The organism is Caulobacter sp. BP25 (assembly GCF_002737755.1).
In the GTDB taxonomy this organism is placed as follows: domain Bacteria; phylum Pseudomonadota; class Alphaproteobacteria; order Caulobacterales; family Caulobacteraceae; genus Caulobacter.
The window spans coordinates 404,535-423,098 of record NZ_PEGH01000018.1 but is presented as its reverse complement, the minus strand read 5'-3'; the positions used below and the strand labels follow the sequence as shown (position 1 = coordinate 423,098).

Below are 18,564 nucleotides of genomic sequence, written 5' to 3'. Positions count from 1 at the left end.
CTGTGGGGGACAGTGGTTTGCCGATGCAGGTGATCTTTTGAGCGCAACAGGCTCGGACAAGACCGTGCTGTTGGGCCTTTACGCAGAAAAGCGAGCCAATCTGGTTCGCTTCTTCGCCGCGCGGCTGAACTCGCGCGCCGAAGCCGAGGATCTGGTGCAGGATCTTTATCTGCGGCTGATGGCGATGGAAGCGGACGCTGCGGTGGATAACCCGTCCGCCCTGCTGCATCGCATTGGCTCGAACCTGATGCTGGATCGCCTTCGCAGCCAGAAGCGCGCCGGCGCGCGGGACCATGACTGGCGCGAAGCCAACACCACCGTCCTGGCGGGCCATGAGGTGACGGACGAGCCGGCGGCCGACGAAATCGTCCACTCGCGGCAACGGCTGCGAGCCCTGGCCGAGGCCGTCGACGATCTTCCCGAGAAAACTCGCCACGCCTTCCAGCTGCACAAGCTGGAAGGCCACAGCCACGCCGAGACAGCACGTCGCATGGGCATCAGCACCAGCACGGTGGAAAAGCACATCAGCTCGGCCCTAAAAACCCTGACGAGGCGACTTCGGTGATTTATGGAATTGTCCATAGGGGGCGGAGCATCGTGGCGACGTCTTCTCCCAGGGGGATGATGGATCCTCGTCGGAGCAACGCCGGATGAGCCGGTCAGCGCAGCACCTGCAAGAGGCGGCCGATTGGCTGACCCGTCTGCAGCGGCCGGAGGTCGATGAGACCGACTGGCTGGCGTTTGACGCCTGGCTTTCCGAGCCGGGCGCGCAGGAGGCGTATGACGCCATCCAGGCCGTCGACGAGGAGATCTTCCAGCGAGGTTCGGCGATCCGGGGGGAACTGGCCGAACCGAGGCGTGTCGCGGCGAAGCGGGGGTTCGCGATCGACTGGCGATGGCTGGGCGGTCTGGGCGCGGCCGCCGCCGCGGCCGCCGTCGCGATCACCATCGCGCCATGGGGCGAGCTGCTGCCCCAGCCCGATACGCTGTACACCACGGCCAAGGGCGAGAACCGTACGCTTGATCTGGCCGATGGCAGCCGCGTCGATCTGAACACCGACTCCCACATTTCGGTTCGCCTGGAAAAGGACGCACGCCGCGTCACGGTCCACGACGGTCAAGCCCTGTTCGACGTGGCGCACGACAGCGCCCGCCCCTTCCTGATCACCGCCGGCGACGAGACGGTGCGCGTGCTTGGCACCCGATTCGACGTTCGTCGGCGCGACGGTCAGCTTAGCGTCACCGTGCTGCGCGGCCTGGTCGAGGTCTCGACCGACGGCAAGGACACGCCCATCCGCCTGCGCCCCGGCCAAATGCTGGAGCATGTCGAAGGCGCGTCGAACATCACCGTGCGCTCCGTGGCGGCGGAAGACCAGGTCGGCTGGCGCTCGGGTCGGCTGGTCTATCGCGACCAGCCGCTGGGCCGGATCGTCAGCGACATGAACCACTACTTCGAGCGTCCCATTCGCCTCGAAGGGGAAAACACCGCGACACTTCGGTTCTCCGGCGTATTGATCGTGGATGGCCAGAATGCGATGGTCCGTCGCCTGACCAGCCTGATGCCTATTTCGGCGACGCCGACCGATGATGCCATTGTCCTGCGCGGAAGGCCGTCCGCTTCGAACTGACGCGCGTAAGCGGGCCCGATCCTGAAGCGGGCCCTTTCCCTTTTCGCCGCCAGTATTCTGGAACTTGGCCTTAGTGGACACGGTGCGGTCGCCGCCGAGCCACGCGCGCGCCTGGACATCCGCAAGTCCACCGCTTCCGAAACCCTGATCGAACTGAGCGTCCGCATGGGCGTCAGCGTGGGCGGCCTCGACGCCTGCAAAGGGCCCGGCGCGCCCCTGGTGGGGCTGTTCACGCTCCGCCAAGCTCTGGACCGCGCCGTGGCCGGAAGCGGCTGCGGCTACGCCTTCATCGACGCCCATACGATCCGCTTCTCGCCGCTCAAGCCCGCCCCGCGCCCCCAGATCGCCTTGCGTCCCGTGACGCCGACCGTGATCGAGCCGCTGGCCCCGCTGGCCCCGCTGATCGTCACCGCCGGCAAGCGGCCTGCGCGTCTGGGCAGCCTGCCCGGCGGGGTCAGCGTCATCGGCTCGCCCCAGCTGCAGGACACCGGCGCGGGCGAGACCGGCTCTGTGGCCCGCCAGACCACGGGCTTCATCACCACCAACCTGGGCGCGGGGCGTAACAAAATCCTGCTGCGCGGCCTCTCGGACGGCACCTTCACGGGGCGAACCCAGTCGACGGTGGGGACGTATCTCGACGATCTGCCGGTCAACTACAACGCCCCTGACCCTGACCTACGCCTGATCGACGTGGAGCGGGTGGAGGTGCTGCGGGGGCCGCAAGGCGCCCTGTACGGCGGCGGTTCGCTCAGCGGCATCTACCGCATCGTCACCCGCGCGCCCGAGCTAGGCGTTTACGCCGCCTCGGCCGGAACCACCTTCGCCGACACCGAGTCCGGCTCCGACAGCTATCGCTTCGAGGGTGTCGTCAACGTACCGACCAGCGCCCAGTCGGCCTTGCGGGCGACGATCTACCATGACGTCGACGGTGGCTATCTAGACGACGTGAACCTGCGCCTGTCGAACGTGGACAAGACCACGCGCCGGGGGGACGCGTAGCCTGGCGCACCGAGCGCGGCGAATGGGAAATCCGCCTGGGCGTCGCTGGCCAGAGCGTCTCATCCAAGGACACCCAGTACGTCACACTGGCGCCGGGAGGGCCGCGCCGCGCCAACCAAGTGCGGGAGACACACCGCAACAGGCTGGGTCAGACCTCTCTGAAGATCAGCGGCTCGGGCGACTGGGGACAGTTCGAGTCGGTGACCGGTTATGTCACCCACAAGTTCGCCAGCCGCTACGATGCGACCCTGGCCCTGACGCAGTTCTCCGAAGAGGGCCTGGAGCTGGGATTCTACGACGAATCCTCGCGCGTGCGGATGGCTGTCGAGGACGCGCTGTATACTGGTCCGGAATGGGGTCGGCTGCGCTGGATGGTCGGCGTTTTCGCCACGCGCAGCATCGAGGAAAGCGACGCTGATCTTCGCGCCCGGATCTCGAACGTGACGCGCAGGGTCTACACTGAAGACCGCAAGGACCTTCTGAGCGAATACGCGGTCTACGGCGAAGCCAGCTATGATCTTGGCGGCGGCTGGAAGGCCGCGCTGGGCGGCCGAAGCTTCAGGACCAGGGTCCATACCCGCTCGCACGTACTGGCGCCGTCTCCCGGCGTCTCGCGGAACCTGGATCGCGCCGCCTCGTTCAGTGGCTTCTCTCCCAAGGTCTCGCTGCAGCGCGACCTGTCGGGCGGCGGGATGATCTATGTGCTGACCTCGCAGGGGTACCGCGCCGGCGGCCTCAACTCGGGCGGTCTGGTCACGCCATCCGAGGCTCGTCGCGCCTTCCGCCCCGACCACCTGCGCAATTACGAGCTCGGCGCCACCCTGACACCCTTCAAGGGCCGCCTGAACCTGCGCACGGCCCTGTTCTACGTCGACTGGCGAGACATCCAGACCGACCAGTATTTCACCTCGGGCCTGTCCTACACCGCCAATATCGGCGACGGTCGCAACCGCGGGGTCGAGATCGAAGCCGCCTGGCGGGCCACCCGTCGTCTGACCCTGTCGGGAAACGCTCTGTTCAACGAGCCAGAGCTGACCCGCATCGCGCCAGGCTTTGGCATCGCCGCCGAGACGGCCAGCCTGCCTGGCGTGCCGGACGTCTCCTTCGGAAGCCTCGTCACCTATCAGAGGCCGCTGACGGCCAAGGCCTCGCTGATGCTCACGGCCGAAACCGGCTACATCGGCCGCTCGCGCCTGACCTTCGACCCGCGCTATTCGCCGTCCATGGGCGGCTATTACACCGGCAAGTTGTCGGCGCAGCTGATGACCGATCGCTGGCGGGCCGCGCTGTTCGTCAGCAATCCCTGGAACAGCTCCAGCGACACCTTCGCCTATGGCAATCCGTTCAGCTTCGGTCAGGTGCGCCAGGTCACGCCTCAGCGTCCGCGGACCTGGAGCCTGGCGCTTTCGGCCCACTTCTGAGCCGCTGTCGCAAAGCTTAAACATTTCTTAGCGCCACACCGGGGGGAGCCCCCTGACGGCGCCGTCATCTTCTGTGAGAGCGACCGCGGGGCGCGGGACGCTCGATCAGGGATTTCGAGTAATGACCAAGCTTTCCGTATTGCTCTGCGTCCACAATGAGGAGCAGCGCCTGCCCTCGTGCCTGGCCGCCTTGTCCTTCTGCGATGAGATCATCGTCGTCGCCGACCGTTGCAGCGATGGCACCGAGGCGATCGCCCGTCAGTACGGCGCCACGGTGGTTTCCGGCATTTTCCCGATCGAAGGCCCGCGCAAGCATGCCGGCCTGGCGCGCTGCACCGGCGACTGGATCCTGGAGCTGGACGCGGACGAAGGAGTCAGCCTCGCCTTCGCCAAGGAAGTTCGCGAAACCATCGAACGCTCCGATGCGGCCGACTGGTATCAAACGCCGATCGACAACTACATCGGCGACCAATTGGTCCGCCACGGCTGGGGCGGTTCGTTCGGCACATCCTCGGCCGCGCGGCTGTTCCGCCGAGGGGTCAAATCCTGGAAGTCCGAACGGGTGCACCCCGGCGCCAAGCTTGAGGGCGCGTATGGCGGTCGGCTCAAGCAGTCCCTGCGCCACATGGTCGATGAGGACATCGGCGATATGTTCGCCCGTCTATCACGCTACACCGCCCTGCGGGCGCTGGACCTGGCTGATCGCGGCAAGGTCAAGAGCATCGTTGACGACGCGTTCCGCGGCGTTCGCCGCTTCTTCAAATGCTATGTCTCGCGCAAGGGCTATCGGGAGGGCGACCTGGGCTTCCTGATCTCGCTGATGGCCGGTCTCTACCCGATCCTGTCGAACCTGCGCGCGCGCGAAATCCTCCGGAACCGCGCCCGGGGCGCCGCGACCCCTCCTACGCCGCTGGCCGCCCTGCCGCTGCGTCGGGCCGAGGCGGTGAGCCAGTAGCCGGATCATGCGGCGTTCCGCGCCCTTCGCCTTTCGCTTGCTACTCGGCCGGGAGCTTCGGCTCTGGGCCGAGGCAGGACACGCGCCGGTCCTGTGGTGGCGCGACGACGACGCACGCGCCACCGGCGAAGCGCTCGACAAGCTGCTGGACTTTTCGCGTCGCCACAGCGCCCCGCTGACCCTGGCGGCGATCGCCGGACCTCACCTTCCAGCTCTCGTCCGCCGGGTCGAGCGGGAAGCGTCCGTCGAGATCGCGATCCACGGCTTCAAGCACATTAACCGCCAGCCCGAAGGGCGCGGCTTCGGCGAAGTGGTCCCCGAGGATAGCCTTGAATGGGTTCGCGCCCAGCTGCGCGCCACCGTGATGGCGTTTCATCGCGCCGGCGCGCAGCCGACCCTGTTCGTTCCGCCCTGGAACAACCTGGCGCCCCAGGTCGTCGAGGCGATCGGCGACTCGGCGATCACGGCCGTGTCCGCCTTCGACCAGGAGCAGGGGTACGGCGAGGGCGTCGCGCGCCTGGACGCGCATCTCGACGTGCTGCGCTGGAAGGGTGGCGGCCGCTTCCGGGGACGCTGGCGCTTCCTCTCGCGGATGCGCCGGCTGATGGCGGAGCGACGGCTTTCCCGTCGGTGGGACGAGCCAATGGGCCTCTTGACCCACCACCTGGATCACGACGCGGCGACCTGGGCGTTCCTGGAGCAGTTCCTGGCGGCTTTCCCGATCCAGGCGCGACAGGACGTTATGAGCGCCGCCCCCCGCGCGCTGACGGCGCTTAGCGCCTGAACGCCTGAACGCTTGGCGTCAGGCCAGTTCTGTACGGTCGCGCAGGCACTCGCCAATGGCGCGGGCGCATCCTGGAAGGCCCAGCGCTCCCACGAACGACATGGCTACGGCGCAAACCAGCATGATCGGTTGGAAGATGCGCATCGGGAATCTCCAAGCGGCGTTCGTCAGTGGCACTGTGCCGAAACTGTAAGACGGAACCTTGACGGTTGTTCCGCGCCCGAATGAAAAAATTCAGAGGGCGGCTTTTTCGTCACGCGCGACGCCCAGCCCATAGGCCCGCCGGGCCGCCTCGATCCGCTCCAACTTGGCATTGAGCGGCGCCCAGTCGTCGGCTTGGTCGATCTGCGCCCACAGGACCTCGACCTCGTCGATGAGAAGCTCCTCCGGCTCGGGACGCTGGAACACCGCATCGTCCAGGCGCTCGGGACGGTCGGGGGCGTAGTCGGCGAGCCGCGCGCGGAACGCCCGGAAAGCCTCGCCCTCGTACAGCGCCGCCCGCGGTCCGGACAGCGCCCGCGCTTCGGAGGCCTCCCCCCGAACCAGTCGAAGAAGAACGGCTCCCAGCGCAGCGCGTCGCCGCCCTCGGCCAAGGCTCGGAAAGCCGCGTTGACCAGGTCGACATCATGGTCGGGACCGCGACTCTCGAGGCCCAGCCGGTCGAGGATCGCGCCGCGCAGCGCCGTCCGATAGGCCTCGGAGAAGCCGTTCAGCGCCGCCAGCAGTCCGGCCTGCTCGCCGACTAGCGTCAGGCAGGCGGCCAGTTGCTGCAGGTTCCAGAACACCGCCTCGGGCTGGCGACCAAAGCTGTAGAGACCCGAGTGGTCGAAATAGGCGGCGACGAAGTTCGGATCGTTGCGCGGCAGAAAGCGCCAGGGGCCATAGTCGAAGCTCTCGCCGGTGACCACCATGTTGTCGGTGTTGAGCACGCCATGCACGAAGCCCGCCGCCATCCAGCGGGCCAGCAGACGGGCGCTGGCGGCGACCACCGCCTCCAGCAGGGCGGCCGAGCGATCCGGCGCGGCGCCCAGATGCGGGAAGTAGGTCTCGACGACGTGGTCGATCAGGACCGAGATCAGGTCGCGGCGCTCGAAATAGGCCAGGCGCTGGAACGTGCCAAAGCGGATGTGGCTGTGCGAGAGTCTCGTCAGCACGGCCGAGCGGGTCGGGCTGGGCTCATCGCCTCGCGTCAGCGCCTCCCCCGTTTCAACCAGCGAGAACGCCCGGGACGTCGGGACGCCCAGCGCCTCTAGCAGACTGGCGGCCAGGACTTCCCGCACCCCGCCTTTCAAGGTCAACCGGCCATCGCCCGAACGCGACCAGGGCGTCTGACCCGAGCCCTTTGTGGCCAGATCCAGCAGGCGGTCACTCCCCGCCTCGCGCAGCTGGGCGAACAAGAAACCCCGCCCGTCGCCGAGGTCGGGATTGTAAACTCGGAACTGATGGCCGTGATAGCGCATGGCCAGTGGGACGGTCTGGTTGTCCGGCAGAGGCGCGAAACGGCCGAAATGAGCGGTCCATTCGGCGTCTGACAGTGCGCTTAGCCCCACGCTCGCCGCCGCTCGGTCATTGCGGTAGCGAAGTATCGTCTGGGGAAAGTCCGCCGCCTCGACGGGATCGGCGAAATCACGCCCCAAGGACTGGAAACGCGGGTCGGGACGGTAGGCGGGCGACAAGGACATGGTCGCCAGATGAGACCGAGACGGCTCGCGCGCAACCCTTCTTCGAAAGTACATGACGGTCGCCGAACGTTGTCACATCCCAGCAACAGAGACGGCTAGGCCTTTTTGTCACAAGGGATTTTGCTTGCCGAACGCCAGGACGGCGCCTAACCCTTGGTTATCCATTCGAACGGTCGTTCGAGCGGAGCAACGAAAAACAAGCCTGGGGACGGGCAAGCGTCTCCGGGCCAATGAACCGAGGTAGGAAATGCGCTTCACCCAGGTGCTTTGCGGCACTGCGTCCGCTGTCGTCCTCGTTGGTCTTGGCGCTTCCAGCGCCGCGCAGGCTCAAGAGAGCGACGTTCAAACCGTAGATAGCATTATCGTGACCGCCCAGAAGCGGGAACAGAATCTGCAGGATGTGCCGGTCGTGGTGACCGCCGTCGGCGCCAAGCTGCTGCAGGACACCGGCATCAGGGACATCAAGGACCTGACCATCCTGACCCCCGGCCTGACGGTGACCTCGACCTCTTCCGAAGCTTCGACGACCGCCCGCGTGCGCGGCGTCGGCACGGTCGGCGACAACCCAGGCCTCGAAAGCTCGGTCGGCGTGGTGATCGACGGCGTCTATCGCCCCCGCAACGGCGTGGGCTTCGGCGATCTCGGCGAGATGGATCGAATCGAGGTGCTGAAGGGCCCGCAAGGCACCCTCTTTGGCAAGAACACCTCGGCCGGCGTGATCAACGTCATGACCAAGGAGCCCGAGTTCGGCTTCGGCGCCAACGCCGAGCTGACCTTTGGCAACTACGAGGCCAAGGGCGCGTCCGCCTCGGTCACCGGACCGCTGTTCGAAGACAAGCTGGCTGGCCGCCTCTATGTCGCGGCGCGTCAGCGCGATGGCTACAACGACGTCATCACCGGCGGCGGCCCGTCCAAGCGCGACCAGGACGCCGACCAGAACTTCTATACGGTTCGTGGCCAGCTGCTGTTCATTCCGGACGACCGTTCGACCTTCCGCGTGATCGCGGACTACAGCCGCCGCGACGAGAACTGCTGCGGCGCGGTGCAGATTCGCACCGGCCCCACGGCCGCGATCCTGGCGGCGGTCTCCGGTCAGACCAGCGCCCTCGCGACAACCGCCGATCCCTACGACCGCGTCGCCTACTCAAACCGCGGCGCACCCGCCAAGATCGAGGACAAGGGGATTTCGCTGCAGGGCGACATCGACCTGCCCTTCGGCTCGCTGACCAGCATCTCGGCCATCCGCAACTGGCGCACCGACAACGGGCAGGACTCCGACTTCACCACGGCCGACATCACCTATCGCAACAAGGACGGCACGAACTATTCCGAGTTCACCACCTACAGCCAGGAACTGCGTCTGGCGGGGCGGAACGAGAAGTTCGACTGGATGATCGGCGCCTTCCTGGCCGACGAGCGCCTGGAAAACCGGGCCAACTTCTATTTCGGCAACCACTACGAACAGTATCTGGGCCGACTGCTGTCGCGCTCCGCCACCAATCCGGCGGGCGTGCCCAACTTCATCGCCCTGCTGCTGAACCGCGCGCCCAACACGTCCTTCGCGGGCGGCCAGGGCTTCCGCGACCGCTACGACCAGCGCGCCACCACCGTGGCCCTGTTCACCAACGACACCTGGCACGTGACCGACTCATTCGAGATCACCGCGGGCCTGCGCTACACGTCCGAGAAGAAGAAGCTCGACACCTACCAGAGCAACTCGGACGGCGGCGTCGGCTGCGGCACGGCCCTGACGCCCGCGGGCCAGGCCCGGATCGCCAGCATCGTCGGCGCGGCCGCCACCGGCACGGTGGTCGCCAACCTCTGCCTGCCCTGGGCGAACGCGCTGTTCAACGGTCGCGGCACGCAGCAGGAGCGGACGGACAAGGAGTGGAGCGGCACGATCAAAGCGTCGTACCGCTTCTCGCCGGAAGTGTTCAGCTACGCGTCCTTCGCGCGCGGCTACAAGGGCGGCGGCTTCAACCTGGACCGTACGCAGTCCTCGAACGGCCTGCCTTCGGGCGGCCCGGGCGTCGTGCCGATCTATGACACCTCGTTCCCAGCCGAGTTCGTCGACAGCTACGAAATCGGCCTGAAGAACACCCTGTTCAACCGCACGGTTCTGCTGAACGTCAGCGGCTTCTATCAGAAGTTCACCGACTTCCAGCTGAACACGTTCCTGGGCACCTCGTTCGTGGTGCGCTCGATCCCCGAGGTGACGTCCACGGGCGTCGACGCCGACTTCCTGTGGTTCACGCCGGTTCGCGGCCTGACGGTGCAGAGCGGCTTCACCTACGCCGTAACCGAGTACGGCGATCAACCGATCCCGAACGATCCGGGCAACGCCCTGGCGCTGCTGCCCGGCAGCCGACTGTCGCTGGCGCCGAAGTACTCGGCCTCGGGCTCGCTGACCTACGAGACGCCGGTCGGCGACAACATGAAGGCCCGCTTCAACATCGGCGCGAAGTACTCTTCGTCCTACAACACCGGTTCGGACCTGTTCCCGCCGAAGGTCCAGAAGGCGTACACGGTCGTGAACGGCCGCGTGGGCCTGGGCTCAGCCGACGAGCGGTGGACCATGGAGCTGTGGGCCCAGAACCTGCTGAACGAAAAGTACATGCAGGTCGCCTTCAACGGCCCGCTGCAAGGCTCCTCGGGCCTCAGCGCCACCCAGAGCACCTACAATGCGGCGCTGGACACCATCACCTACGACGCGTTCCTGGGCGCCCCCCGGACCTATGGTCTGACGCTGCGCTCGCGGTTCTAGCCGGGAGGGGGAACCTTCGGGGGCGCCTGCCTCCGAGGGCTTTCGGAAGAGGGAAGGGCGATCCGGGCAACCGGGTCGCCCTTTTCTTTTCCGCCTTCGACCTTTTCCGCTTTCCGGGCTTCCGGACGACCGCGCATCACCTCAGCATGGTCCGGGGGTAGAGTTGACGCCGGGAGACCGCCAGCATGAAGACGATCCGCTTCCTGGGAATCTGGATCTGCCTCGTGCTCGGCCTGACGCTGGGCGCGTGGAGCCTGCGCACGCCAGCGCCTCTGCCCGCCAACGCTCCGCCCGCCGCCTTTTCGGCCCAGCGCGCCATGACCGACGTCGTCGCCATGGCTCAAGCCCCGCATCCCACGGGCTCGGCCGAGATCGCGCGGGTGCGGGATCATCTCCTGACGCGAATGGGCGAGCTGGGTCTGGAGGTCTGGGTTCGCCCCGACCAAGGCTTTCACGCCAATGGCAAGGATCGTCGCGCCCTGACCGTCGCCTCGGTGCAGAACCTGGTCGGCGTGCTGCCCGGAACCCGGCGAGACCTGCCCGCCGTCCTGGTCATGAGCCACTATGACTCGGTCCATAACTCGCCCGGCGCGGCGGATGACGCGGCCGGGGTCGCCGCCGCTCTCGAGATCGCCCGCGCCTTGAAGGCCGACGGCGCGACCAGACGCGATGTCATCTTCCTGTTCACCGACGCCGAGGAGCCAGGCCTTCTCGGCGCCGAGGCGTTCTTCGCCCGCGACCCGCTGGCCCGCCGCGTAGGCTTGGTCGTGAACCTGGAGGCCCGAGGCGACGCCGGGCGGGCGGCGATGTTCCAGACCGGCCCGAGTAACGGCGCCCTGATCAGCGTCTTCGCCGGCGCCGCCAAAGGGCCCTCGGCCAACTCGCTGGCCTCGACGGTCTATGCGAGAATGCCCAACGATACCGACTTTACCCACGCGGTGCGCAAGGGCCTGCCCGGCCTGAACCTGGCCTTCATCGACAACCAGCTCGCCTATCACACGCCGCTCGCCCGTCCGGATCATCTGGAGAAGGGCAGCCTGCAGCATGTGGGCGACCAGACCCTGCCGACGATCCGAGCCCTGGCCGACGCGGCCGAACTGCCGGCCAAGACGTCCGACGCGATCTATTCCGACGTTCTGGGCCAGGTGCTGATCAGCTATCCGCCGATCGTCGGCTGGGTGTTGCTGGGCGTGGCCGCGCTGCTGGTCCTGTTCGCCGCCTGGCGCACGCTGAGCCTTGGCGCCGCCAGCGGCTGGGAGATCGCCCGGGGCGCGGCGGGCCTGCTGCTGCTGGCGACGACCGCCGCCCTGATCCTGCATCTGGCCGGCCGGCTGCTGATGGTCCGCGACATCCAGCGCTATTACGGCCTTCTGGTCGGCTTTGATCAGATGCTGTGGGGCGCCGTCCTACTGGCGATCGCCGCGGGCCTCGCCGTCGCCACAGCCATGGCGCGCGGCGCCCGCCGGATCATCCCCTGTGTCGCGGCGCTCGCCCTCGGCGCCGCGTGCAGCCTGGCCGGCGGCTTTGATCAGGTCGGTCTCGCCCTCGGTGTCGCGACCAGCGTCCTGGCCGCTCTGACCCTGGGACATCGGACCGACGCGCTGGGCGGCTGGATCGGCGGCCTGGTGGTGCTGCTCGTCCTGGCGACGACCGCTCAGGTTCTGGCCCCCGGCGCGACCGTGATGCTGACCTGGCCGCTGCTGGTCGGCGCCCTTGGCGTCGCCCTGGCGGTTGGTCTGGGCGGGACGCGGGACAAGCGCGCAGCCCTGGCCCTGACAGTCGTGATCGGCGCGCTCGCCACCGTCTCCCTGGCCCAGCTGACCGCTTGGGGCGCCTTTACCTTCGCGGGTCTTGGCCTGCAGGCGCCGGCGGTGCTGGCCCTGTTCGCCATGCTGGCCGCCCCAGCCCTGTCGCCCCTGACCCACGAGTTCGCCGCCACCCGCTGGGCCTGGCGCGCCGCCGCCGTCCTGGTCGTGGCCGGCGGGAGCCTGATCACCGCATCGGCCCTGCGGGAAGGAACCGCCGAACGCCCCGCCCCCACCAGCGCCCTGCACGTCGCCGACCTGTCGACCGACAAGGCCTGGCGCGTCGCCGAGCTGCCGCGCCTCGACGCCTGGACCAAGGCCGCCCTGCCCGACGACGGCGGCTCTGCGGCGGCCCAGCGGACCCTGGCGCCGTTCTGGCGCAAGCCTGTCTGGATGTCGGAAACCCGAGCCGTTCCGGTCGAAGCCCCGCAGCTTTCGTTCGACCGCGCCGAGGATCGCCTGCTGGTCAGACTGACCCCCGCTCCAGGCGCCGAGTGGGTCAGCCTCCGCCTCAAGCCCAGCACGGCCCTCAGCGAGCCTCGCCTCAACGGCCGCCCGATCACCCTCGCGACCCAGGCCGGCCAGTGGACGACCCTGACCTATCATGCCCCCGACCCCAGCGGCGTCACGCTCAGCTTCACGACGCGGGGGCCTGGCCAGGTCGAGGTCGCGGCGCTGGAGTATCACAATGGCTGGCCGACCCTGGCCAAGGCCCCGCCGCCCAAGCCCGCCAGCCTGATGGCCTTCGGCATGTCGGACAAGACGGCGGTGCTGGTGCGGGGCCAGGCCAGCTGGTGAGACCTCAGACCGCGAAGACCCCCTCGCCCGGGTCCTTCTCGTAGAGGGCCGCGACGCGATCGGCGCGGCGTTCCAGCGTCGCCCGCTGGTTGACGTAGCCCTTGTCGGTGATCTCGCCCGCGTCGATCGAGGGCGCCTCGGTCAGGATCGTGAAGCGCGCCACGCGCCGCGAGGATCCGCCCGCCGCTGCGTTGAAGGCGGCCAGCCGCTGGCGCAGGATCGCCACCAGCTTCTCCAGCGGCGTGCCCGGTTCCGGATCGGCGACCAGGGCCGCCAGGCCCGCCGGCGAGGGCCACAGCATGGCGCCGATGAACGGCTTGTCCTGGCCGGTGATCACCGCGTCGTGGATGTAGGGGCTGCAAGCTGCGACCAGGTCGGGACGCAGCACGCCGACGCTGACCCAGGTGCCGGTGTCCAGCTTGAAGTCCTCGGTCACCCGGCCGTCGAAAACCAGGCCCTTGGCCGGATCGTCCGGATCGACGAACCGCGCCGCGTCGCCCAGCCGGTAGAAGCCTTCCTCGTCGAAGGCGGCGGCGGTCTTTTCCGGGTCCTTGTGATAGCCGGCCGCCACGGTCGGGCCCTTGACCCGCACCTCGTACTTGGCGCCGCTGGGGGCCAGCTTCAGCTGGATCCCCGGCAGGGGAAGCCCGACCAGGCCAACCCGCTCGGTGATCCAGTGGGTCACGGTGACGCCTTGCGTCTCGGTCGCGCCGTACATGGTGGTCAGCGGGATGCGGTGGCCGGTCTCGGCCACGGCCAGGGCCTGAATCCGCTCATAGACGTCGTTGGACAGGGTCGCGCCGCCGTAGCCCATATAGCGCAGGTTCTTGAAGAACGAGCGCCGCAGGTCCGGGTCCTTCTCCATCGCCTCGGCCAGCATCGAGAACGCGATCGGGGCCGAGCCGAACACGATCGGCGAGACCTCGTAGAGGTTCTTGATCGTCGTCTCGAACATGCCCGGCAGCGGCTTGCCCTCGTCGATGTGCAGCGTGCCGCCGCCCCAGATCACGGCGTTGAAGGTGATGTTGCCCGCCGAGATGTGGCTCCAGGGCATCCACTCCAGGCTTTGGGAGACCTCGCCCGTCTCGGGCTCATCGGCGCGCAGGCCCTCCTGGCCGGCGATGACCCCGGCCATCATGCCGTGGCTCTGGGGCACGGCCTTGGGCATGCCGGTCGAGCCGGAGGTGAACAGGTACTTGGCCACGGTCGCGGGGCCCACGCTCTCCAGCGCCGCCTTCAGCGCCGGGGTGGGCGTCGTGGCTGCGACCGTCGCATAAGAGATCGCGCCCTCGCCCGTCCCGTCGCCGGTGACGATCAGCAGGGTCGGGTCCAGGCCCTTCAGGACCTCCAGCGCCTTGGCGAACATCGCCCCGCTCTGAGCGAAGACGACGCGCGGCGCCACGCGCTCGAAGCAGTGCTTGAGCTTGGCGTGGTCGGTCGAGATCAGGCTGTAGGCCGGGCTGACCGGCGCGGCCGGCACGCCGGCGGCATAGGCCCCCAGCGTCATCAGGGCGTGCTCGATAGAGTTACTCGACAGGATCATGACGCTGTCGCCCGCCGTCAGGCCTTGGTCGAGCAGCCACTGGCCGATCCCCTCGACCTGGCGCAGGGCCTCGCCGTAGGTCACCTGCCGCCAAGGGCCATGCCCCGGCTCGCGTTGCTTGAGGTAGGGTCGCTCAGGATGCTCGGCCGCCTTCTGGGCGAACAGGTGGGCGATCGAGCGGGGGCCTTCCCCGGGAGGATGGTTCGAGGTGATGACGATCGAGCCGTCGGCCCGGCGCTCGACGCTGACGTCGGGCCCCCTCATCGGCAGCGGCTTGAACGGAGCGGCGGAAGGCTCGCGCACCGGCGAGCCGCCGTCGGGCGGCGTCATGGTCTCACTCCCTCAAGTTATCGTTGTTCTGTTGACGGTGAAGCCAAACCGGCCGCGCGGCAAGACTGACGTCGCGGAAACAGGCCTTGGAGCGCCCGTCAGGCCCGCCGGCGCGGCCTGCGAGACGCCTTTGCCGCCGCCTCGACCGAGGAGACCTGCTGGGCGAAGGTCTCGAGGCACACCCCGAACCGCTCGCCGCAGCCGCAGTCGATCACGGGCAGGAACCGCACCGTCTCGATCGTGGCGCGGGCCCCCTCGCCGCAGCGGGGGCAGGGGAACTCAAGCTCAACGCCACCAACGTCCAGACCCGCCATGCCGGTCGCTCCCGCCGCGTGCGCCTTTCCGAATCCCTCGAAAGACGCCTCGACGATGACAGGCCTCGACGCCGCCGTCCCTGCGACGTTCTGTCAATTTTATGCGACGCCCAGGCCCCGCCAGACCGGCAGGACGGTGTCGGCGAAGGCGATCGCCTGGGCCTCCAGCGCCGCCTTGGCCGCGTCGGGCGCTAAGGCCCCGCCGCCCGCGACCAGGGCCTGGCCCTGCGCCGCCAGCGTCTGAGCCGCGAAGGCCGCCCAGTCGGCCGGCCCGCCGCCCGACCGCTCCCGCGCCAGCCAGAACAGCTGGTGGAAGCGCTGGGCCGGGATGGCGCCGCCGGTCACCGGCGAGGCCAGGAACGACAGGTCCGTCGCCTCGGCCGCCCGCCGGGCCAGCTCCAGGTTCAGGGCCCGCGCCGTCCCCGCCCCGCGCGCCGCCGTCTCCGCGCCCTGCGCCAAGGCCACGACGCCCTGGGAGATCAGCAGGGCCAGGGCCGTGGTCAGCTGCAGGAAGCTCGTCCCCTCGGGCGCGACCGCTTCCAGCTCGCCGATCGGGCGCGGCTGGGCGTCGCCCAGCGTCTCCAGGATCGCGTCGTACAGCGGCCCCTCCAGGGCGACCTCGGCGAAGGACCCGCGCGCCTTGTCCAGCGGCAAGGCGACCGGCTTGGCCAGCACCACGCGCTGGTCGCGCAGGGCCCGGCGCTGGTCGGCGGGCGCCAGGGGCGAGAGCCCGCGCAGCCAGTAGTCGCGCCGGAACTGGGCGTTGACGGCGAAGTCGCGGAACGTCTCGCGCAGCGACGGGTCGGGCAGCGTGCTCAGGAAGGCGGCCATGCCCGGCGCCACGTTCAGCGCCTCCACCTGCTCGGGCATGAAGGCCGAGGTCGCGAACGACAGCTTGGCGGCCGACAGCCGCGCCTCGACGTCGGCGAACCACATCGGATGCCAGTCTCGGTTCATGTACTCGTGGACCATGTAGGCGCGGTCCTGCTTGAGCAGGGCCTCCAGCCGGTCGATTACGTTGGTATTGAGCCGGGAATAGAGCGGGTCCTCGGCGAAGAAGCGCTGCATGGTCGAGAGCGCGGCGTCGAGGTTGACGGCGGGCCCCAGGCCCGGCGCGCCCAGCGTCTCGGCGTGGCGCTTCATCAGGTGACGCAGCGGCCCGGCCACGGCCCAGCCCGGCTGGGTGTTGTAGGAGATGTAGGCCAGCCCCCCGGGCTTCAGCCTGCGGCGCAGGAAGGCGACGATCTTGTCCCGCGCCGCGTCATTGACCCAGCTCCAGACGCCGTGCAGGGCCACGAAGTCGAAGTCCGGCAGGTCCGGCCGCGCGGCGAACTCGTCGAAGGCGTCGTCGAAGAAGTGGGCCTTGGCCCCGCTGGCGGAAACCAGGTCGCGGGCGAACAGCGCATGGGCCGGGGCGAAGTCGCAGCCCCACCATTCGATGTCGGCCTGCGTGGCCGCATGCACCGCCGCCGAGCAGCCCTGGCCAAAGCCCAGCTCGCAGGCCGTCTCGATCTTCGGCGCCCGCAGGCCCTTCAGCGCCAGCGGAAAGGCCGACCGAACCGGGTTCAGCTCGGGATAGACCCCGTAGGTGTACCCCATCTCGACCACATAGCCGGCGCTCCAGTCTTCGTTCATCCGTGCCTCTCCCCGAGTCAGGGCCACGGTGGGCCGGGCGGAGGGCGGGGGCAAGGGGGAGAAAGAGCGGCGTTGCGTCACTTGCCCCCTCCGCGCTGGCGCGCTCCTCCCCCGGAGGGGGAAGAAGGGGCGCCTTCTGCCCCCTATGGGGGCGGACGGCCGCGAAGCGGCCAGGTGGGGGCAAGTGAAATCAGCCTCACGCGATCGCTCGCTGAAGGTTCGGAAGGGGATGCGGAGCGCCCGGACATTCGTCCGGAGTATGGATAGTGAGTACCGTTTCGACGAAGCCAGGCGCTCCGCGCAGTCGTTATCCGGTGAGCCTTCGACGCGCGGGGTTTTAACCCGCTTCCGAAAGAGGCCCCCGGCGGGCGGGCCGGGCTGGCGACCCGGTCCCCGGACCGTTCGGGCGATTTCAGCCCAAACCCTGTCCCGCTCAACCACCCCCGACAGCCGTCACGATCGCCGGCCGGACGTCCCTTCCAAGCCATCGGGTGAGGAAGAGTATGGAGGGGGTTTCAACGCGGATGATCCAGCGGCGTGTAAAAGTGAGAAGTGGTTGAAATCGTTAGGTTCGATTCCGGATACGCCGAGCATAGAGCGCCTTGAACGCTCGTAAAGTTCCTCCCCCGCGATGCGGGGGAGGAACTGAACCCCCTCAGCTATTGCTGCCGATATATTTGCGCACCTCTTCCTCGCCAGACCCCGCATGATCGACGGCTTCGTTCAGGACGTCCTCGGTGACGCCCAGCATCTCGGTCCAGTAGCGCACGGCCTCGGGCTCGCGGACGTCGATCCGGGTGGCGGCGGGATGGGGGTGGTGGTCGGGCATGGCGGTCTCCTTCACGGAGTCCAAGCCGTGGCGGACCCAAGGGTTCCGCCCGCCCGCGCGGCTCAGCGCTTCTTGCCAAGCTCGGCGGCGATGTCCTTGGTCATCTTGCCGACCTTGCGGTGGGCGGCGGTGATCTGGTCGCGGGTCACGCCCCAGCGCTTCATCCAGTATTCGACGGCCTGGCGCTCGGAGAGATCCAGGCGGTCCTTGTCGATGAAGCCGCGCTTATCTTTCAGGCCGGCCATCAGCGGCTCATCCACGGCTTGGACGCGCCCGTCGCCACGCGCGCCGCTTGCTGGCGCTGGAACTTGCCCCCGCGCGGGGGCTTGGGCCGCGCGTCGAGCGCGGCTTGCTTCAGACGCAGAGCGCGCTGGATCGGGGTCTCGGCGGGTGGGGTATCGGTGGTCATGGGCGGGAGGGTAGCCCAATCCCTCTCCCAGAGGGAGAGGGTGGCCGCGAAGCGGTCGGGAGAGGGGTTTCACCCCGGCCGCGCGCCCCGCAGCGCCGCCAGAATGTCATCCGCCGTCCCGCCGGGATCGGCCAAGACCCGCTCGTTGCGGAACCTCAGCACGGCATAGCCGAACAACTCAAGCGCCTGCGTGCGGCGTGCGTCGTAATCCTCGCGCCCGTCGTGCGCGGCGCCGTCCAGCTCGACGATCAGCTTGCTCTGTTCGCAGACAAAGTCGGCGAAGTAGCCGCCGATCGGGACCTGCCGCCTGAACTTGAACCCGCCCAGCCGGTGCGCCCGGACCAGGCCCCACAGCGTCTTCTCGGCCAGGGTCTGGGATTGGCGCAGGCGGCGGGCGTTGGCGGTGGCGTCCATGGCGGGGAGGATGAGCTCGACCTTTGGGCGCTTTCAACGGAAGGAATCGGGATTTCCCGCTTTCCGATCCCTCTCCCGGCGGGAGAGGGCGGGGCCCGCCGCGCAGCGGTGGGAGGGAGAGGGATTACGAGGGCCGCCGCCCTGCCGGCGCTCCGGCTGGCGGCTTACCCCCTCTCCCCGGCCCTCTCCCCATGGGAGAGGGAGTCGCGACGCCCCTCCCCGCCCGGGAAGGGAGCCATGCTTACATCTCACGG

The 18,564-nt window shown here is 68.5% G+C and carries 17 protein-coding genes and 1 pseudogene; 8 read left to right on the top strand and 10 right to left on the bottom strand.

Going from position 1 to position 18,564, the window contains the following annotated elements:
• Positions 1–64: 64 nt before the first annotated feature.
• From CSW59_RS15815 to CSW59_RS15795, 6 genes are all read left to right on the top strand, one after another.
• Positions 65–565 carry an RNA polymerase sigma factor gene (locus CSW59_RS15815; protein ID WP_099444940.1) on the top strand — a complete coding sequence of 167 codons (501 nt, stop codon included), beginning with the start codon at positions 65–67 and terminating at the stop codon, positions 563–565.
• 85 nt (positions 566–650) lie between these two features.
• Positions 651–1,628 (top strand): FecR domain-containing protein, encoded by a 978-nt coding sequence (locus tag CSW59_RS15810; protein WP_099444939.1) that lies wholly within the window; start codon positions 651–653, stop codon positions 1,626–1,628.
• A gap of 165 nt (positions 1,629–1,793) precedes the next feature.
• Entirely contained in the window at positions 1,794–2,627 is an 834-nt protein-coding gene (locus tag CSW59_RS21470) for a TonB-dependent receptor plug domain-containing protein (protein WP_236632243.1), read from the top strand.
• A gap of 119 nt (positions 2,628–2,746) precedes the next feature.
• On the top strand, positions 2,747–4,048 hold the full coding sequence (locus tag CSW59_RS21465) for a TonB-dependent receptor (protein ID WP_236632242.1): 1,302 nt from the start codon (positions 2,747–2,749) through the stop codon (positions 4,046–4,048).
• A gap of 121 nt (positions 4,049–4,169) precedes the next feature.
• On the top strand, positions 4,170–5,003 hold the full coding sequence (locus tag CSW59_RS15800) for a glycosyltransferase family 2 protein (protein WP_099444938.1): 834 nt from the start codon (positions 4,170–4,172) through the stop codon (positions 5,001–5,003).
• Between the two features lie 7 nt (positions 5,004–5,010).
• Positions 5,011–5,787: a polysaccharide deacetylase family protein gene (locus tag CSW59_RS15795; RefSeq protein WP_099444937.1), complete on the top strand. Its 777-nt coding sequence runs from the start codon at positions 5,011–5,013 to the stop codon at positions 5,785–5,787.
• Positions 5,788–5,805: 18 nt separating this feature from the next.
• Here CSW59_RS15795 and CSW59_RS15790 read toward each other — a convergent pair whose 3' ends face one another.
• Both CSW59_RS15790 and CSW59_RS15785 read right to left on the bottom strand, forming a co-directional pair.
• Entirely contained in the window at positions 5,806–5,931 is a 126-nt protein-coding gene (locus CSW59_RS15790) for a hypothetical protein (protein ID WP_099444936.1), read from the bottom strand.
• A 23-nt stretch (positions 5,932–5,954) separates the two neighbouring features.
• Entirely contained in the window at positions 5,955–7,469 is a 1,515-nt protein-coding gene (locus tag CSW59_RS15785; protein WP_369825784.1) for a protein adenylyltransferase SelO family protein, read from the bottom strand.
• A 247-nt stretch (positions 7,470–7,716) separates the two neighbouring features.
• On the opposite strand from CSW59_RS15785, the gene CSW59_RS15780 reads away from it, so the two are divergent.
• On the top strand, positions 7,717–10,233 hold the full coding sequence (locus tag CSW59_RS15780; protein WP_099444935.1) for a TonB-dependent receptor: 2,517 nt from the start codon (positions 7,717–7,719) through the stop codon (positions 10,231–10,233).
• 185 nt (positions 10,234–10,418) lie between these two features.
• Positions 10,419–12,836, top strand: coding sequence for a M20/M25/M40 family metallo-hydrolase (locus CSW59_RS15775; protein ID WP_099444934.1), 2,418 nt, complete (start codon positions 10,419–10,421; stop codon positions 12,834–12,836).
• A 4-nt stretch (positions 12,837–12,840) separates the two neighbouring features.
• On the opposite strand, the gene CSW59_RS15770 is transcribed toward CSW59_RS15775, so the two are convergent.
• The 8 genes and pseudogenes from CSW59_RS15770 to CSW59_RS15740 all read right to left on the bottom strand — a co-directional run bounded on the left by CSW59_RS15770 (position 12,841) and on the right by CSW59_RS15740 (position 18,310).
• Entirely contained in the window at positions 12,841–14,709 is a 1,869-nt protein-coding gene (locus CSW59_RS15770; protein ID WP_099444933.1) for an AMP-binding protein, read from the bottom strand.
• A gap of 98 nt (positions 14,710–14,807) precedes the next feature.
• On the bottom strand, positions 14,808–15,023 hold the full coding sequence (locus tag CSW59_RS15765; protein WP_099444932.1) for a hypothetical protein: 216 nt from the start codon (positions 15,021–15,023) through the stop codon (positions 14,808–14,810).
• A 99-nt stretch (positions 15,024–15,122) separates the two neighbouring features.
• Entirely contained in the window at positions 15,123–16,658 is a 1,536-nt protein-coding gene (locus CSW59_RS15760; protein ID WP_099444931.1) for a class I SAM-dependent methyltransferase, read from the bottom strand.
• A gap of 85 nt (positions 16,659–16,743) precedes the next feature.
• Positions 16,744–16,858: pseudogene (locus CSW59_RS21915) on the bottom strand (hypothetical protein); the annotation flags it as partial.
• Positions 16,859–17,313: 455 nt separating this feature from the next.
• Entirely contained in the window at positions 17,314–17,487 is a 174-nt protein-coding gene (locus CSW59_RS15755; RefSeq protein WP_099444930.1) for a DUF3606 domain-containing protein, read from the bottom strand.
• 62 nt (positions 17,488–17,549) lie between these two features.
• Complete coding sequence (locus tag CSW59_RS15750) at positions 17,550–17,732, bottom strand: DUF3606 domain-containing protein (protein ID WP_066730332.1); 183 nt, start codon at positions 17,730–17,732, stop codon at positions 17,550–17,552.
• Positions 17,732–17,896 carry a hypothetical protein gene (locus CSW59_RS20975; protein ID WP_099444929.1) on the bottom strand — a complete coding sequence of 55 codons (165 nt, stop codon included), beginning with the start codon at positions 17,894–17,896 and terminating at the stop codon, positions 17,732–17,734. Before CSW59_RS20975 ends, CSW59_RS15750 begins: the two co-directional genes overlap by 1 nt.
• A 69-nt stretch (positions 17,897–17,965) precedes the next feature.
• A complete protein-coding gene (locus CSW59_RS15740) occupies positions 17,966–18,310 on the bottom strand; it encodes an endonuclease domain-containing protein (RefSeq protein WP_099444928.1) in 345 nt (114 codons plus the stop codon).
• Positions 18,311–18,564: the final 254 nt, after the last annotated feature.

Excerpts from the sequence above, each read along its gene's own strand:
- CSW59_RS15800 (WP_099444938.1), top strand. The coding sequence starts at position 4,170 with ATGACCAAGCTTTCCGTATTGCTCTGCGTCCACAATGAGGAGCAGCGC.
- CSW59_RS15760 (WP_099444931.1), bottom strand. The coding sequence starts at position 16,658 with ATGAACGAAGACTGGAGCGCCGGCTATGTGGTCGAGATGGGGTACACC.
- CSW59_RS15790 (WP_099444936.1), bottom strand. The coding sequence starts at position 5,931 with ATGCGCATCTTCCAACCGATCATGCTGGTTTGCGCCGTAGCCATGTCG.
- CSW59_RS15795 (WP_099444937.1), top strand. The coding sequence starts at position 5,011 with ATGCGGCGTTCCGCGCCCTTCGCCTTTCGCTTGCTACTCGGCCGGGAG.
- CSW59_RS15755 (WP_099444930.1), bottom strand. The coding sequence starts at position 17,487 with ATGCCCGACCACCACCCCCATCCCGCCGCCACCCGGATCGACGTCCGC.
- CSW59_RS21470 (WP_236632243.1), top strand. The coding sequence starts at position 1,794 with ATGGGCGTCAGCGTGGGCGGCCTCGACGCCTGCAAAGGGCCCGGCGCG.
- CSW59_RS15770 (WP_099444933.1), bottom strand. The coding sequence starts at position 14,709 with ATGACGCCGCCCGACGGCGGCTCGCCGGTGCGCGAGCCTTCCGCCGCT.
- CSW59_RS20975 (WP_099444929.1), bottom strand. The coding sequence starts at position 17,896 with ATGACCACCGATACCCCACCCGCCGAGACCCCGATCCAGCGCGCTCTG.
- CSW59_RS15765 (WP_099444932.1), bottom strand. The coding sequence starts at position 15,023 with ATGGCGGGTCTGGACGTTGGTGGCGTTGAGCTTGAGTTCCCCTGCCCC.
- CSW59_RS15780 (WP_099444935.1), top strand. The coding sequence starts at position 7,717 with ATGCGCTTCACCCAGGTGCTTTGCGGCACTGCGTCCGCTGTCGTCCTC.
- CSW59_RS15750 (WP_066730332.1), bottom strand. The coding sequence starts at position 17,732 with ATGGCCGGCCTGAAAGATAAGCGCGGCTTCATCGACAAGGACCGCCTG.
- CSW59_RS15810 (WP_099444939.1), top strand. The coding sequence starts at position 651 with ATGAGCCGGTCAGCGCAGCACCTGCAAGAGGCGGCCGATTGGCTGACC.
- CSW59_RS15740 (WP_099444928.1), bottom strand. The coding sequence starts at position 18,310 with ATGGACGCCACCGCCAACGCCCGCCGCCTGCGCCAATCCCAGACCCTG.
- CSW59_RS15785 (WP_369825784.1), bottom strand. The coding sequence starts at position 7,469 with ATGTCCTTGTCGCCCGCCTACCGTCCCGACCCGCGTTTCCAGTCCTTG.
- CSW59_RS15775 (WP_099444934.1), top strand. The coding sequence starts at position 10,419 with ATGAAGACGATCCGCTTCCTGGGAATCTGGATCTGCCTCGTGCTCGGC.